Here is a 15,506-nt window from a genome sequence, read left to right as displayed (position 1 = left end):
GCGCGCAACGTAGTCGAGACCAGCAACGCCGGTCTTGTCGATTCCTTACCTGGCAGATGACGTTTCCGCCGCGAACCGACCGGGAGTGACCCCCGTAAGTCGCTTGAAATGGCGGGTAAACTGGCTCTGGTCGGAAAAGCCCACATCGAGCGCCGCCTCGGCCAGACCCCTTCCTGATCTCAGCAGCGCCTTTGCGCGTTCCACCCGTAGGCTGACGAGGTAGGAATGTGGCGGCATGCCGGTTCCTGCCGAAAAGGCTCGAATGACCTGCGTGCCGGAGACACCTGCAGCCTGCGCGAGGTCGGCGATACTGACCTGACTTTCCGCATTGGCATGAAGGTAGTCGCGAACGAGGGACGCCGTACGCGGAGCGGCTCTCGCCCGCCTCGCTTCAGGCAGAAAATTGCCATGACGTGCGAACAGCCGCCGAAGAAAGACAGCGATGCGCGTTTGCCGCTCCAGCAGAGTTTCTTTGCGTTGCGAGGAAATGTGCAGACCAACGAATTCGCGATAGAGCTCCTGATCGTGGATGACATGTTGTCCAATGCACCACTCTCCACTCGAGGCGAGGCGGCGTGGCTCTTCCAGTGCGCCCGCAACGAGTGCAGGAGAGGGATAGAACATCCTGTAGCGCCAACCTCGTTCGGTTGCCGGTCTTCCTTCATGCACGACGCCGGGATCGATTGTACACAGCGTCCCCTCAGGCATAATCAAGGATGGTGACCGCCCCGGCTGGAAGTGCTGTCCGCCGGCTTCGATGACGCCAATCGCAAATGTCTCATGCACATGGAGAGGAAAAACGAAGTCGCGATAATCGGCAAAAAGAAATTCTGTGGCCGCGAACGAATCATCGGACCATGCCATCGATTGGTTACCGTTCGGCAGCCTGTCGGCCATCCGTGCAATCCAATTCCTCAATCAAAATGGGCAATGGCGCGAACATATGATCGCGTCAGCTTCTTGTCGAGGTGATGGGGATAGCGATCAGTCTTCACACTTCCGTGCAGCAGGTAAGGAATCGACAAGATCGGGGCGAGTGGCGCCGCTATCTCCAGCCCATAGCTCATCAAAAGGAGATGCGATGTGACCCTCGAAACGCCTGCCCCAATTGCGGCTTGCATCACGCTCGCCGCGAGCGCCCTTGCGGAAAACGCGAGGACGCTTCGTGGCCCGGCAGGACGGTCCCTGCCGGCACCGGCTGCCAATCTCTTCCTGCCGGAGGATCTCGACGACGTCGGCAGGACGAGCGAGCTGATCGAAGGGGATCGAGACGCGCTTCGCGCGGTCTCGGATTGGATAAATGGCTTCGTAGCCAAACCCGACAAGCAACTCGGCCGCTCGGGGCCTGTGTGCCCCTTCGTTCCTCGGGCCATCGAACGTACGACGCTCTGGCTCGCTCCCGAGCGGATCGCCGACCGGCGCGTGCAAGATGTCGTCCAGCTCGTCGGCGACTACAAGAAAGTGTTCATTGACTCTCAGCCTCTCGATAGCGAGGCCGTCTACAAATCGGTCGTCATTGTCTTCACCGACCTATCAGCAGAATGTGCAAAGTCCCTGTTTGACCAAGTGCTGGAGCATCTCGCCGTGCGATCCTATGCCGAAGATGGATTGGTGCTCGGAGCGTTCTACGAACGCAACGAAGGGACTGCGATTTACAATCCCAGTTTTCGACCGTTCACCGCGCCGGTGCCGCTCCTGCTGATAAGGCAGGCAGTCGTCAGCGACTGGAAATTCTTTCTGGACAGCGAACAGTGGCTGGATCTCTGGGCCCGCCGCTTTCAGGGTTCTGCGGTCCGTGCGCTCGCCGACGAACTGCGCCGCCAGCCGTGGCGCGCGAAGCGCGACTAGTCACCGGCTTTCTTACATCGACCCGAAGAACTCAGAATCTCACTTCTAGAAGAAGGTAGTGCCATGACTCACGTCAAGATCCCTGCCGCTGCCATAGCGGCCTGCGCAGTGCTCGCAACCGACGCGTCAGCCCAAACCGCAAGGGAAATCCGCGGAGCTTCGCCGTACGTCGCCGTCGAGAACGAGCCCGCTCCCAAGCTGATCGTCGATCCCCCGCTTCCCGAGGGTTTGGCGATCGGCGTCTTCTGGGCGCAGTATCGAGTGGAAAACGTTCGCATCGTCCAGGTGTTCGGGGCCGGTGCGCGCCAAGTGTCGCCCCGTATTGGTCATCTTCACATCACCGTCGATGACCTGCCGTGGTGGTGGGCGGACGCGAGCGACAACAACACCGTCGACATCGCCGGCCTGCCTGCTGGTCCTCACCAGGTGACGATCGCGCTGGTGGATGCCGACCACAACGTCTTCCCCGGCCAGGCGACGACACTGAAATTCGTCGTGCCCGAGCACCAAAAGACAAGCCACGCCGGCCACCACAAGTAGGCCACCCGTCGACGACAGGAAGCTCGCTTCCGGAAGTCAACAGCCCAAACGATCGGAGAACTCATGCTAAACGGAAAGACCGCGCTGATTACTGGTGGCACATCGGGCATCGGCCTCGCCACCGCAAAACTCTTTCGCGCCAACGGTGCGCGAGTTGCCATTACGGGCCGCGAAGCGGACGCTCTCGAGCGGGCGCGTGAAATCATCGGCGGGGACCTGCTGATGCTGCAAACCGACGTGCTATCTCGCGACGCCCTCCGAAAGATGGCTTCCGATGTGCAGCATAGCTTCGGCTCGCTCGACATTTTCTTCGCAAATGCTGGTGTGGCCTATGTGACGCCGCTGGCGACCACCAGCGAGGCGCAATATGACGCGCTCATGGACACGAATGTCAGATCCGTGTTCTTTTCGGTCCAGGCGGTCGAGCCCATCATGCGCGAGGGGGCCTCCATCATCTTGAATACGGCCTGGTTGAACCAGGTCGGTGTGGCCGGTCGTGCTATCCTGTCGGCGTCGAAGGCAGCGGTACGATCCTTCGCCCGGACGCTGTCGGCCGAGCTGCTCGCGCGGCGCATCCGCGTAAACGCGGTCAGTCCAGGGCTGATCGAGACACCCATTCTTCGGGGCGTAGGTCAATCCGAACACCCCGGTCAGACCGAAGCCCAGTTTCGCGAGTATCTCGATGGCGCCAGTAAGCTGATTCCGCTCGGACGACTTGGAAGGCCCGACGAAATCGCGGCTGCGGTTCTGTTCCTCGCGAGCGACGCATCGAGCTACATGCTTGGATCGGAGATGGTCGTCGATGGCGGGTTCGCCGAGCTTTGAGGGGGCAACACAGCACGAACGTACGAAAGGAATCGAACCCATGAGCAAACTCAAGACCGAGGGAAGAAGGACTCCGCTGGACACTCTCAACTCGCAACGCCTCGCCATGAAGCTGGAGGTCGCCGTCCTCCCGGTTGCCGACGTCGATCGCGCGAAGAAGTTCTACAGCGATCTCGGCTGGCGGTTGGATGCCGACTTCACCCGTGCCGATGGCTCGCGCGCGGTCCAGTTGACGCCGCCCGGGTCGCCAGCATCTATTCAGCTTGCGGCGGCCCCGCTCCACTTTCTCGTCGTCTCCGATATCGGGGCAGCCCGCGATGAGCTCATCAGACGAGGGGTCGAAGTAAGCGAGGTGCTTCACGGGGGGCCCAACGGCCGCGTCTCGGGTCCTGATCCGGAACGGCCGAGTTGCGGAACGCTTGCCACGTTCCTTGATCCGGACGGCAATGGTTGGATCGTCCAGCAAGTGACGGATCGGTTGCCGGGCCGGTTGGAGGCTGACACCAGCTTTGCGTCGCCGCGGGAGCTCGCCGAAGCGCTCAGGCGTGCGGCGGCCGCGCATGGAGAGCATGAGAAGCGATCCGGGCAGCCCGACGCCAACTGGCCCGACTGGTACGCGGACTACATCGTTCACGAGCAGACCGGCAGAAGCTCAGCTTGTAGCGACGCATTCACGAACGACCAGATGGAGCAACTTAAACCCAACCTTCTTAGCGCCGGTCCCGCGGTTCTCCCCGGTCAGTTTCCTGAACGCGGCGGCGAACGCGGTTGGGAAGAATAGCCGAGCGCGACCGCGATCGAGATGTAACCATATTGACGCGACTAACCCAAAACGGACGGGCGATCGCATCCTTCGCGTGGATCGTGGCGAGACACTCGCCACGATCCAGAAGCGGAACGATAACTCGATGGGGGAGAGCTGAACACTCCTCCATGCCTAAGCTCTTACGAGCGAACCTGAATGATCGTCTTACCCTGACGTCGCTGGGCCGAGTTGAAGGTGGCGACCGCATCGTCGAGGGAGGAGACCTTTCCGATATTTGTCCGCAGTCTTCCGTCCCGCACCCTCTGGACGATCTCGCTCAATTGAACGCGATCAGCCTCCACAACGAAGTCGATGGCCAAACCGTCTCGCGGCCGAGCCACCGCCGGGCCGACCACACTCACCACCGTGCCTCCGGCTCTAACAAGTGTTGCAGACTTTTTCTGGATATCGCCGCCCATGACGTCGAAGACAAGATCGACCCCACCGACATCTTTGAGCGCATCGTTCTCCAGGTCGACGAATTCATTCGCGCCGAAGTCGAGCGCCTTCTGCCGGTCGGCGGCGCGTCCTGTTCCGATGACATAGGCGCCAGCCTCTCGCGCGAGTTGAACGACCATAGAACCGACCGCGCCGGCCGCACCATGCGCAAGCACGCTCTGGCCTGCCTGAAGACGGCCGTGCTGGAAAAGTCCTTGCCACGCGGTTAAGCCAGAGATCGGCAAACTCGCGCCCACCTTGAAATCGACGTCATCCGGCAATGGGGCGAGATTGCGCGCCTCAATGGCAATATATTCAGCGAGCGAGCCATCGCGGTACCAGTCCGCAAGGCCGAATACGCGCTGTCCCACCGACAGTCCCGTCGTGCCGTAGCCGAGCGCCGTGACGATGCCGGCGAATTCGTGCCCAGGTATCGACGGAGTTCTGTTCTGCTCGCGACGATCGGTCCAGGTCGAGGGCCACTCCAATTCCGTCGGAACGAATCCCGATGCGTGAACCTCCGCGATGACATCGTTGATCGCTGGTTGAGGGTCGGGCCGGTCCACCAGCTTCATTCCGCCAAATCCGGCAGCCTGGTCCGTCACAATAATCGCTTTCATCTTCGACTCCTGTATGTGTGATGTTTTTTCAGATTCCGAGCTTCCCGGTCCGCGAACCGTGAAGATCGTGCTCAGATCGCGCCGGCCGGTGCTACCGCTGGGAAGTCCTTGTCGGGATGGAACACGTTGTTGAAGAAGTTCGTCAGCGAGTACATGGCCACAAGCGCGACGATCTCCATGATGTTCGCATCCGTGTAGCCCGCATCGCGGACGGCTTGCAGATCGGCGTCGGTGACATGGCCGCGACTCTCGATGATCTTGCGTGCAAACCGGACGGCGGCATCCCGCTTCGGGTCCCTGGCATGACCCTTTCGGGCGAGGAGGATGTCCTCGGCCGGGAGCTTGGCCATGTGCTCCGCCGTGAAGCTGTGCACCGTCAGGCAATAGTCGCAGCCGTTCACTTCGGAGACCGCAAGGCCGATGCTGTCGCGCGTCTTGACGTCGAGCGCCTTGCTCAGCGAGCCGAGCAAAGCGGCCCATGCATTGAACGCGATCGGGCTTTGCGCGAAGGTCGCCATCATGTTTGGCGTGAACCCGATGTTCTTAGTGAACGCATCGAGCGTTGGTTTCGAATCGGCCGGAACGTGTTCCGGCTTCAGAGCAGCAGCTCTGGCCATGATATTTCTCCTTGGATGATTGAGTTCAGAGTTGGTTATGCGAAGTGCAGCACATCGGCCACGGGAAGGCGCGGCTTCTGCGGCCAGTTGCCAGGACGCTCCGGCCCGACAGTCAGCAGCATGACGGGGACTTCGTCTTCGCCCAGGCCGAACTCTCTGTGCACGGCCTCTGCATCGAAACCGATCATCGGTGTCGAACCGAGGCCCAGCGAGCGGGCTGCATAGATGATGGCTGCGGCGCCGAAGGTCGCGGTGCGTACGGCCTCATCGCGCTGGCGCTGCGGATGATTGTCGTACAGGCCGCGCGCAGGCCCCTCCCATTCCGGCACCATATGTGCCGGCATGATTCCGGCTTCCACGACGGGCGCCAGGCGCGCAGGAACGGTGCTGGCATCGGCCAATTGGCCGACAATGATGAAGGTCACGGCTGCTTCGGTGATTGCGGGCTGGTTCCAGGCGATCGGAAGCAGCCGCGCCTTTGCTTCGCTTGAGCGCACGGCGATGAAGCGCCAGTTCTGCAGATGGAAGGATGTCGGCGCTGATGTGCCGATCCGCACGAGGTCACGGATCTGATCGTCGCTGAGGACGGCCGTCGGGTCGTAATACTTTGCAGCACTGCGGCTCAGAATGGTTTCGATGACGGCATTTGTCGGAACCTTCCCCGCGGGCCAGCGGGAGGTTTCGCGATGGTCAGCGGTTGTAGCGGTGTTGTGCATTGGGGTGCTCCGTTATCAAGTGATGACGGAGCCCAATTTACCGCTGGACTTGATCGTTTCGAGCCTCTATTGGCTCAAATTGATGCTCAAAAGGATCGTTCTGGCGACGACTCAGTCTCATCGCCATTGTGCGCCAGTCGGCGCCATTCCCCCGGTGTCATCCCCATCCGCTCGGCAAACACGCGCCGGAATGCCGAAACGGATTGATACCCGACAGTCTCGGCTACAGCCTCCGTGCTGGTCCTTGGGTTCTTGAGCTCGTTGGCGGCCATGCTCATGCGAAAATCGGTCAACAGGTCGAGGGCGGAGCGACCTAGCTTGTCCTGAAACTGGCGCATGAATGTCGCGCGTGACATGCCGCATAGATCGGCCAGATCGGGAAGCTTCCAAGGTCGCGCTGGATCCGCGAACATCGCCGCAATGGCCGCTGCCAATCTCGGATTGCCGGCAAGCGCCAACAAGCCCTCGGTGGATTTGCCGGCTTCGCTCGCGGCGCGGAGAACCAGAGTGAACAAGACCGAAGAAAGCGCGTTGAGAATGGCGCGACCTCCCGCTCTGTCACCAGAGGACTCCATTCGCATCAGGCTGACCAGCCCGGAAAGCTGACTCGATGCCGATCCCATGTCCTCTTCTCCATGGTTTTTCATAGCCCGCACGACCAGATTTGCCGGCAGGTAGTTGCGGATAAGTCGATCATGGGGTGGCACGACGAAAAATCGTCCGCACAGCAGATCGAGTTGCTCACCCGGTGCATCGTTCTCGCTCAGCATCCATCCTGCGGAGCCCCTGCTTTGGTGCGTCCTGATCGGCGTTTCGCCGCTGCCGTCGTGCAGCGTATGCGCCGAACCGTGAGGGAGCAGTACGATATCCCCGCTCCCAAGCTCCTGCACAGCTCTCGAAATCGGGTCCTCGAAAATGGCACGGCCCTTGACGATGACATGGTAGGGGATCTCGTTCGCCGCCGCCTTGGGCCAGATGATACGCCATGGAGCGCCGTAGGCGCAGCGGACCTCGAGTTGGCCGGTCACGGTGATGATTTGGAGGAGATGACTCAACCAGTCGACTTGAGACATAAGACCTCGAGAACGTGAATAGCCGATACAGCATATCAATTAGCAACGCCTTCGGCGAAAGGCTGGGAGTTCCTCCTCATTGATCGCGGCGACGAAGGCCAATAGTCTCACCTGCTGATTGCATTCATCGGCGGTGATTTCAAGCGTGTCGGTACCCAGTTTGAATATGGGTGCTCAGGCTTCGCGCAAGAGGCCGGGCGGCACGCTGGACGACGATGAGGTCTATCCTCATTGACCGTCGAAGGATGAATCACAATGCCGCAAAAAGCCTGATGTGCCCAATCGATGCGCTCTCGTACCCTCAATGGCGGCGAACGCCGGGAACCCTTGCCGTAGGTTCAACTCCTGCCTTTCCCGCCACTGCAAAGTCGAATCGACAGCAAAAACGAGTAGCGCGACAAAGGCTGCTGCGGCTAGTTGCGCGATGTAACCCCTATTCTCCGCGCAAACCGTAGCTTTTGACCGTGGGTTTCGCAGGGCGGATTTCGCGAGTGGAATACATGGCCGTCTTCGCTCAAAACTGTACGCCCGACGACTTCAACGGAACGGCGATCAGCACGGCGATGCCGCTTCCGGTTCTTGCACAGGATTCTTCTGACCGAGCGGGAGCAGAGCCCACAGTGTACCAGGTGACCGAGGCAATTGTAGACCTGCGCGGTCGAATACAATTCGATATCAGCAGACTCGACGGCGCCTCTAACATCATGATCGCTGATGGCATTGCAGGAGCAGATGATCATTCTAATTGCGCCTTCTGGCATTCGGGATCGTGGGAGCATCCAGGTTGCGGGATGCGGCGTCCACGTCAGGCAGTTCGGCTCAAGGAATAACTCGATGACGACGCGAAGCGTTTTGCATGTTTCGTCGTCGTCATCACTTGACATCGCCAACGTTGACGAGAGGCGATCAGTGATACCCCGCTTCCGCCTTGACCTTTCCGCGGAATACCCAATACGACCAGCTCGAATAGGTCAGGATCACGGGCAGCAGGAAGAGCGTTCCGACCAGCAGGAATGCCTGGGTGCGCGGCGAGGAGGCTGCCTCCCACAGCGTCAGTTGGTAAGGCACGATCATCGGATAGAGGCTGACAGCCATTCCGATATAGGTCAGGACGAAGAGCACGATCGCACTTAAGAACGGCGCCGCCTCAGCCTTGCTGTTGAGAGATCGCCAACTCCAGAGCGCAACCACGCCAGATAGCACCGGCACCGGCAGGAACAGCACGAAATTGGGCAAGCTGAACCAGCGCGCCGCCACCGCCGGGCTCATGATCGGTGTCCAGACACTCACGATGGCGATCGCGGCAACGACGCCGACGAGGCAGACTCGGCCGTAACGGCGGGCCGCGGCCTGAATGTCACCTTCGGTCTTCAGGATGAGCCAGCCGGCGCCGAGAAGGCCATAGCCGAACATCAGGGCGACACCGGTCAGAACGGAGAACGGCGTGAGGAACGCAAAGGACGTTCCGGCGAATTGCCCGTTTTGGACCGGAAAACCTTGGACGAATGCACCGAGCACGACACCTTGCGCGAAAGTGCCGATCGCGGATCCATAGCAGAATGCGCGGTCCCAGAACGTCTTGTGTTCGGCATCGCGAACCCGGAATTCGAAGGCCACGCCGCGAAACACCAGGCCGAGCAGCATAACCAGAATGGGGAAATACACTGCTGGAACAATGACCGCGAAGGCGGTTGGGAAGGCGGCGAGAAGGCCAAGGCCGCCAAGAACCAGCCAAGTCTCGTTGCCATCCCAGATGGGGGCAATCGAGTTCATGATGGTGTTGCGGGAGTGCTTGTCGCCCGCCAGGCCATAGAGCATCCCGACGCCGAGATCGAAGCCGTCCAGCAGCACGTAGAAGAACACGGCCGCGGCCAGGATCACCGTCCAGATCGGGACCAGATCGAGGATTTGGGGCATTACACTTCTCCTTTGACGACGTTGATGGCGGGGCTGAGGACCGGCGCGGAGGCAATGCCAGCCTCGACGGCCGGGGCCGTTTCACTGAAGTCGACCGGCCCCTTGCGAATGAGCCGGGCAATCAGCATGACGCCGCAGGGATAGATCAGCAGGTAGACCGCCATGTAGGCCAGCAACGACAGCGTCACGTCGGAGCTCGTCAGGGACGGCGAAACCGAGGCTGCCGTGCGCAAGAGCCCATAGACCGTCCATGGCTGCCGGCCGACCTCGGTTACGAACCATCCGGCCACGACCGCGATGAAGCCGAGCGGAAGCGCGCACTGACAAGCCAGCAGGTACAGCCGCGTGTCGTAGAGCTGCCCGCGCCAGCGCAACCAGCCGCCCAGCAGCACGAGCCCCAACATCAGGCCCGCGCATCCAACCATCGCGCGGAAGGCGAAGAAGGGGATCGCCACCGGCGGCCGCTGATCGGCGGGGAAGTCCTTCAGGCCCTTTACCTCGCCATGGAGTTCGTGAGTCAGGATCAGGCTTCCGAGGAATGGAATTTCGATCGCGAACTTGTTCTGCTCGGCCTTGTCATCGGGGATCGCAAAGACGGTCAGCGGCACGCCCTTGCCGGTCTCCCAGCGAGATTCGATGGCCGCCAGCTTTGCAGGCTGATATTTGCGGGTGTTGAGGCCGTGCATATCGCCGATCAGCATCTGCATCGGCACCAGCAGGGTCAGCGCCCACAGCGCCATCGAGAACATGATGCGCGCTTCGCGAACCGAGCGGTTGCGCCTCAGCAGGTATGCGCCGACACCGAGGACGACGAAGCCGGTGGTGTTGAAGAATGCGAATGCGGTATGCGCCAGCCGATAAGGAAATGACGGATTGAAGATCACCTTGATCCAGTCTGTCGGAATGAACTGGCCATTGACGATCTCGTAGCCGGCTGGCGTCTGCATCCAGCTGTTGGCTGACAGGATCCAAAACGTGGAAAACAACGTCCCGATTGCCACCATGAGGGCTGCGAAGAAGTGCGCCCACGGCGGCACCAGCTTGCGGCCGAACAAGAGGACGCCGAGGAAGCCGGCTTCCAGGAAGAAAGCAGTCAAGCCCTCATATGCAAACAGCGGCGACAGGACGTCGCCGACGGCGGCCGCATAACGGCTCCAATTGGTGCCGAACTGGAACGGCATGACGAGCCCGCTCACAACGCCCATGCCGAATGCGATGGCGAAGATCTTGATCCAGAATGTCGAGATGCGGGCATATTCTTCGCGTCCGGTCGCGAAATTCAAGCCCTCGACGACCGCGATGAAGGACGCACATCCCACGGTGAACGCCGGCAGCAGGATGTGCCAGGCGACGACCCAGGCGAACTGGATGCGTGATAACAGGACTGGATCGAAGTGCATCGCTGAACCTCTTTTGTTTCGGTCAAGTGAAGAGAGCAGCCGAAGGGGCTCTCAAAGCGGTCTGCAAAGGCATGCAGGCTCGTTTGAAAATAGATCGCGCAGCTCGGATGCATGAGTAAACGCTGCCAAATTCCGGCAAAATCTTCAAAAGCAGCGGAGCAACTATGTTGAGCACATGCTCAACTGTGATCGAGCGTATGCAATTCGGCCCGGCGTTGCTCGCTGAAGTCCTCAGATTTGATTGCTCGTAAACCGGCCTATCTTCGCCTGAGCTGTTCGAGCCAGCTCGCAAAGCGTGGGTGCCTGGTAAATCTTCCCTCTAAAGCAGCTAACTCTTGTCGAAAAAACGGAAGAGAAAGAGTCCTTTCAATATCGGGCTCTCTTATCTTCCAGATCGCCGACGGAAGAAAGCCATGCACTTTAAGCTCATAAAGCTCGTAGATTGAGTAGATGATTTCGTGTGCTGCTCGACGCTCATCGGGCGTCATGTCCAGGTTGCAAGGTGCGCCTCTTTCAACGAAGGCAGCTATCGGGAGGGTGCGCCTCAGGTTGGAGATCCGATCGGAATATTTGAGGAAAATGTCGGCTCCAACACGCCTGTTGTTGGTGTGAAGCGCGGCGTAGATAGCAATACTGCTAACTATGATCGTGCCAAGCGTCATAAATCTCAAAATGTGATCGAGCACCTGCATTGTCCATCAACTCGGGGATCCTAATCATCGACGGCAAGCGTAGCGCCGCTTACGATGTTGGCTGGTGGCCCTCACGCGAGTTCCGCGCGGGAGCAACGTCCCTCGGCGGCTCCGGGATCAACCGCGAGCTGCGCTGGCCAGTGAAATACGACCAGAGCCACTGGTGCTGCACGCGCCAGCGGTTCTGCAACTGCGGTAGGGCGAGCATGTGAATGAACGCCCACACCAGCCACGTCAGGGCCCCGCTCGTGCGCAGCCAGCCGCGCTCCAGAACGGCGTAATTCTTGCCGACGACTGCCATATTGCCCTTGTCGAAATAGCTGAACGGACGCTTGACCTTCCCTCCCTTCAGCTCTTTGGCGATCAGCCGCCCGACATAATGTCCTTCCTGGATCGCCGCCTGCGCCACGCCTGGCACCGGGTGTTCGTTTTTTTGCATGACCGAAGCCGCATCGCCCACGACGAAGACGCCGGGCGCGTCCACGACCTTCAGGAAGGGATCAACGAGCGCGCGCCCTGCGCGGTCGGTCTCGGTGCCGAGCATCTTTGGGATCGGCGATGCCGCAACCCCCGCGGTCCAGAGCACCGTGGCGCTGGGGATTCTGCTTCCGCCGGCGACCACGCCCTGTGCGTCGACGGTCTCGACCTTCACTCCGGTCGAGACCTTCACGCCGAGCTTCGTGAGCCGTCGGGTCGCCCTGCGGGACAGTGACTCGGCAAAGGTCGGTAGAACCCGCTTACCTGCGTCAAGCAGAATGATGTTCGCCCGTGCCGGATCGATGTGGCGGAAGTTGCCGCGTAGCGTGACCTTCACCATTTGTGCGAGGGATGCCGCGAGTTCCACGCCTGTGGGGCCTGCGCCGACCAGCACGAACGTCATCTGACGCGCGCGTTCGGCCTCGTCCTCGGTCGCTGCGGCCAGTTCAAACGCGCCGAGGATTTTGGCTCGGATCGTCTCGGCGTCACTGAGGTTCTTGAGTCCCGGCGCATACTGAGCGAACTCGTCGTGCCCGAAGTAGCTCGGACGCATGCCGGTCGCGACCACCAGGTAGTCGTACGCGATGTTGAGCGCGCCCGCGCCAGGCGAAGACGCTTCGATCGTGCGGGAAGCCACGTCGATGCCGGTGACCTCCGCCAGGAGCACGCTGAGGTTCTTCTGCTTCACTTCGAGCTGCCGGATCGGCGCGGCGATCTCCGCCGGCGAGAGCACCGCCGTCGCCACTTGGTAGAGCAGCGGCTGAAATATGTGATGATTGCGGCGGTCGATCAGGATGACATCGACATCAGCATGCCGCAGCGCCCGTGTCGCGGCGATACCGGCAAAGCCGCCACCGATAACGACAACGCGTTTGCGCTCTCGGCGGGGGGCCTCGGCGCCGGCGATTCCCTCGTCAGACCGGGTCTCAGCCATCGCACTCATGCGCTCACCTCGTTCGTGCTCTTTGTCATTAGTTTCAGCAAGCTATCGGCCTATTCGTAATCTGCCTGCCACAGGTCCGGGCCGAACATTTCGTACTGGATATCCCGGGGTGGAATACCAAGCGCGATAAGGGCGCTGCGGATCCCATGCATGAACGGGATCGGTCCGCACATGTGATACACCGCATTGTCGGGCAGGCGGACGTGTGACAGGTCCATCCTGCCGGCGAAGACGCCCTGCACCGGCAATTGGCTGTCGGCTCCCTGCTCGTACCAAACATAGATAGAAGCAAGGCGCAGCGCGACGATGTCATCGCGGATCTGGTTGCGAAGAGCGAAGGCGTGCTCGTTGTGGTCGGCGTGCAGCAGCATGATCGGGAAAGGGGACCGAGCCGTGGCAAGGCGCGAGAGCATCCCGGCCATCGGAGTAATGCCGATACCCCCACTGATAAACACCATCGGGCGCCCAGAGTAGTCGTCCAGCACCAGGGGACCGAACGGAACAGACAGGTTCAGCACGTCGCCCACCCCGATACTGGTGTGCAACAGCGTCGACGCCTCTCCGTCGGGCTTTCCTGCTGCGCCGTGCACTCTCTTGACCGAGAACCGGCGGGATTCTCCCTTGTCGGCCCGGCTCAGACTGTACTGGCGTGATTGTCGCGTGCCGTCGGGCAGCGGCACCTGCACCGATATATATTGGCCGGCAAGCGACGGCTTCACCATGTGATCCTCGATACGCTTGACGACAAACGTCACCACATCATCGGTTTCCTGGATCTTCTTCTCGACCTCCCATTGCCGCCATACCGTCTGCGGACTCACGCCGCGCGCGCCGGAGAGGCCGCGCTCCACGTGGGTCAGGGTGTAGGCCATCAGCCAGTATACCTCATCCCACGCTGCCGCGACGCCCGGCGTGACCGCGTCACCCAACACTTCTGCAATGGCCGACATCAGGTGGTCATGGACGATCTGGTACGGCTCCGGCTGGATGCCCAGCGACGTGTGCTTGTGCGCAATGCGGGACAGAAGATTCTCGGGCAGCCGATCAGGCGAGTTCACCAGTGCGGTGGCGAATGCGGCCACCGATCCGGCCAAGGCTTGCTGCTGGGTGGCGTCGGCCTGGTGGCTGCGGCTGAAGGGCCCATCCATCAGCTCCGGATGTGCGGCAAACAGAAGCCCATAAGAGCACTTGGCGATTTCCTGGATGTGCGGGCCGACGGCTGGCAGTGTCGATTGGATGATGGGGCGAGACTTGTCTGAGAGCACGATGCTCCTCCGTGATGCGTTGTCTTGCGGCTTCTCGATAGCTACGCCGCGTGACCTAAACGCGCGAGTTAATGCGGCCAAAGCTACGCAAATCTCGATAAGACGCTGCAAACAAGAGCGGGCAAGTTGAACGTCCCGGTTCTCGTCGTCGCGACGAATAGAAATAGTCTCGGGCTCCGGAAGCCGGATCATGGCAGAGAATCCGAAGGTCACCGTCGCGCTAGTCCACGATGCTCTCAACGCTCCAGCCGTGGGGCTTCGCTATGGCATCCCAGCGCACCAGAAGCCGGCCATTTTGCAATGCGCGGGCTTGCTCGATGCCTCGACGGCGCTGAGAACGGTTGGCTTCATCGTGGTCAGGAACACTGCGAAGCAGAGCGCTACCATGGCAAACGTGGCGAAGCTCAATACGTGTTTCATTTCAGCTCCCGCCTTTGCTTGGCGCCGCTTCTTAATTCCCGGCTTGCGCCGCGCCATAATCGACGCGACGCTCACCGATTGCTGCGAGCGCGTACTATTCGGCCGTGACGGACGTCCTCGTCTTGTTTAAATTGGGCGGACGCTTCTCGAGGAAGGCCGAGAGCGCTTCCTTGGCCTCTGGCCCGCCCACCCGCTCCATGAACTCCTGGCTCTCAATCTTGATCGCCACATTGAGCGGGCCAATCGAAGGCTGCTTGAGGAGCCGCTTGCTCGCCAGCAACGCGCCGCTCGGTTTTGCCGCCAGCTTCTGCGCCGTTGCGGTGGCGGTCGTGAGCAGGTCGGCGTCGGGCACCACGCTGGTCACTAGGCCGAGCTCCGCTGCCCGCGCAGCCGTGAAGGGCTCTCCCAGCAAGTACAATTCCGCCGCCCGGAGATGGCCCACGCGCGCCGGTATCGAAAAGCTCGATCCGAATTCCGGCACCAGCGCCAGGTTGATGAACGGTAGCTGGAATTTCGCGCTCTCGACCGCGTAGATGAAATCGCAGTGCGTAAGCATCGTGGTTCCACCGCCGATCGCCCCGCCTTGCACGGCCGCGACGATCGGCTTTTCGAACTTGACGAATGCGTCCATCAGGAGCCCTTGCGGAAATGCGCCCGGCGTGGGCGGATTCTTGAGGAAATCCACGATGTCGTTTCCGGCGCAGAACACGTTTCCGGTGCTGTGCCAGAGCACGACACGGATCGCGTCGTCCTTGTCAGCTTCGTTGAGGATGTCGGCCAGGTTCGTATACATGGCGGACGTCATCGCGTTCTTCTGGACCGGACGATTAAGCTGGACCCGCAGGATGCCGTCAGCACGCTCGATGAGAATGTCGCTCATGGGGTTGTTCCTTTCTCTCCGTCCGTCCTG

At 60.8% G+C, this 15,506-nt stretch carries 16 protein-coding genes and 1 pseudogene; 6 read left to right on the top strand and 11 right to left on the bottom strand.

What is annotated here, in order from left to right:
* Nucleotides 1-45: 45 nt before the first annotated feature.
* On the bottom strand, nucleotides 46-897 hold the full coding sequence (locus EAV90_RS15215; RefSeq protein ID WP_129143855.1) for an AraC family transcriptional regulator: 852 nt from the start codon (nucleotides 895-897) through the stop codon (nucleotides 46-48).
* A 186-nt stretch (nucleotides 898-1,083) separates the two neighbouring features.
* Between EAV90_RS15215 and EAV90_RS15210 the strand changes: the two genes are divergently transcribed.
* The 4 genes and pseudogenes from EAV90_RS15210 to EAV90_RS15195 all read left to right on the top strand — a co-directional run.
* Nucleotides 1,084-1,848 carry a DUF6875 domain-containing protein gene (locus EAV90_RS15210; protein ID WP_129143854.1) on the top strand — a complete coding sequence of 255 codons (765 nt, stop codon included), beginning with the start codon at nucleotides 1,084-1,086 and terminating at the stop codon, nucleotides 1,846-1,848.
* Between the two features lie 63 nt (nucleotides 1,849-1,911).
* On the top strand, nucleotides 1,912-2,388 hold the full coding sequence (locus tag EAV90_RS15205) for a DUF6130 family protein (RefSeq protein ID WP_129143853.1): 477 nt from the start codon (nucleotides 1,912-1,914) through the stop codon (nucleotides 2,386-2,388).
* A 63-nt stretch (nucleotides 2,389-2,451) separates the two neighbouring features.
* Entirely contained in the window at nucleotides 2,452-3,213 is a 762-nt protein-coding gene (locus EAV90_RS15200) for an SDR family oxidoreductase (protein ID WP_129143852.1), read from the top strand.
* Nucleotides 3,214-3,319: 106 nt separating this feature from the next.
* Nucleotides 3,320-3,862 (top strand): annotated as a pseudogene (locus EAV90_RS15195) (VOC family protein); the annotation flags it as partial.
* Between the two features lie 296 nt (nucleotides 3,863-4,158).
* Here EAV90_RS15195 and EAV90_RS15190 read toward each other — a convergent pair.
* The 4 genes from EAV90_RS15190 to EAV90_RS15175 all read right to left on the bottom strand — a co-directional run bounded on the left by EAV90_RS15190 (nucleotide 4,159) and on the right by EAV90_RS15175 (nucleotide 7,482).
* On the bottom strand, nucleotides 4,159-5,076 hold the full coding sequence (locus tag EAV90_RS15190; protein WP_129143850.1) for an NADP-dependent oxidoreductase: 918 nt from the start codon (nucleotides 5,074-5,076) through the stop codon (nucleotides 4,159-4,161).
* A gap of 71 nt (nucleotides 5,077-5,147) precedes the next feature.
* Nucleotides 5,148-5,693: a carboxymuconolactone decarboxylase family protein gene (locus EAV90_RS15185; RefSeq protein ID WP_129143849.1), complete on the bottom strand. Its 546-nt coding sequence runs from the start codon at nucleotides 5,691-5,693 to the stop codon at nucleotides 5,148-5,150.
* A gap of 35 nt (nucleotides 5,694-5,728) precedes the next feature.
* A complete protein-coding gene (locus EAV90_RS15180; RefSeq protein WP_208738500.1) occupies nucleotides 5,729-6,409 on the bottom strand; it encodes a nitroreductase family protein in 681 nt (226 codons plus the stop codon).
* A gap of 86 nt (nucleotides 6,410-6,495) precedes the next feature.
* Entirely contained in the window at nucleotides 6,496-7,482 is a 987-nt protein-coding gene (locus EAV90_RS15175; RefSeq protein WP_129143848.1) for an AraC family transcriptional regulator, read from the bottom strand.
* Nucleotides 7,483-7,982: 500 nt separating this feature from the next.
* Here EAV90_RS15175 and EAV90_RS41460 point away from each other — a divergent pair, with 500 nt between their 5' ends.
* Nucleotides 7,983-8,312, top strand: coding sequence for a hypothetical protein (locus tag EAV90_RS41460; protein WP_347338805.1), 330 nt, complete (start codon nucleotides 7,983-7,985; stop codon nucleotides 8,310-8,312).
* 76 nt (nucleotides 8,313-8,388) lie between these two features.
* Here the strand turns inward: EAV90_RS41460 and cydB are convergent, their stop codons facing one another.
* The 5 genes from cydB to EAV90_RS15145 all read right to left on the bottom strand — a co-directional run bounded on the left by cydB (nucleotide 8,389) and on the right by EAV90_RS15145 (nucleotide 14,368).
* The gene (cydB, locus tag EAV90_RS15165; RefSeq protein WP_208738499.1) at nucleotides 8,389-9,399 is read right to left on the bottom strand and encodes a cytochrome d ubiquinol oxidase subunit II; all 1,011 of its coding nucleotides are present in this window, start codon (nucleotides 9,397-9,399) and stop codon (nucleotides 8,389-8,391) included.
* Nucleotides 9,399-10,799, bottom strand: a complete 1,401-nt coding sequence (locus EAV90_RS15160) for a cytochrome ubiquinol oxidase subunit I (RefSeq protein ID WP_129143847.1) — start codon at nucleotides 10,797-10,799, stop codon at nucleotides 9,399-9,401. Before EAV90_RS15160 ends, cydB begins: the two co-directional genes overlap by 1 nt.
* Before the next feature lie 257 nt (nucleotides 10,800-11,056).
* Nucleotides 11,057-11,491: a hypothetical protein gene (locus tag EAV90_RS15155; protein WP_129143846.1), complete on the bottom strand. Its 435-nt coding sequence runs from the start codon at nucleotides 11,489-11,491 to the stop codon at nucleotides 11,057-11,059.
* Nucleotides 11,492-11,540: 49 nt separating this feature from the next.
* Nucleotides 11,541-12,902, bottom strand: a complete 1,362-nt coding sequence (locus EAV90_RS15150) for an NAD(P)/FAD-dependent oxidoreductase (RefSeq protein WP_245509525.1) — start codon at nucleotides 12,900-12,902, stop codon at nucleotides 11,541-11,543.
* A gap of 59 nt (nucleotides 12,903-12,961) precedes the next feature.
* Complete coding sequence (locus tag EAV90_RS15145) at nucleotides 12,962-14,368, bottom strand: globin domain-containing protein (RefSeq protein ID WP_208738498.1); 1,407 nt, start codon at nucleotides 14,366-14,368, stop codon at nucleotides 12,962-12,964.
* Here EAV90_RS15145 and EAV90_RS15140 point away from each other — a divergent pair.
* Complete coding sequence (locus EAV90_RS15140; RefSeq protein WP_129143844.1) at nucleotides 14,367-14,726, top strand: hypothetical protein; 360 nt, start codon at nucleotides 14,367-14,369, stop codon at nucleotides 14,724-14,726. The genes EAV90_RS15145 and EAV90_RS15140 overlap by 2 nt on opposite strands.
* Here the strand turns inward: EAV90_RS15140 and EAV90_RS15135 are convergent.
* Complete coding sequence (locus tag EAV90_RS15135) at nucleotides 14,691-15,476, bottom strand: enoyl-CoA hydratase (protein WP_129143843.1); 786 nt, start codon at nucleotides 15,474-15,476, stop codon at nucleotides 14,691-14,693. The two genes, EAV90_RS15140 and EAV90_RS15135, sit on opposite strands and share 36 nt — an antisense overlap.
* Nucleotides 15,477-15,506: the final 30 nt, after the last annotated feature.

Source organism: Bradyrhizobium vignae, assembly GCF_004114425.1.
GTDB classification, from domain to species: domain Bacteria; phylum Pseudomonadota; class Alphaproteobacteria; order Rhizobiales; family Xanthobacteraceae; genus Bradyrhizobium; species Bradyrhizobium vignae.
The sequence above is the reverse complement of the archived record's forward strand: the minus strand, read 5'-3'. Positions and strand labels throughout refer to the sequence as shown.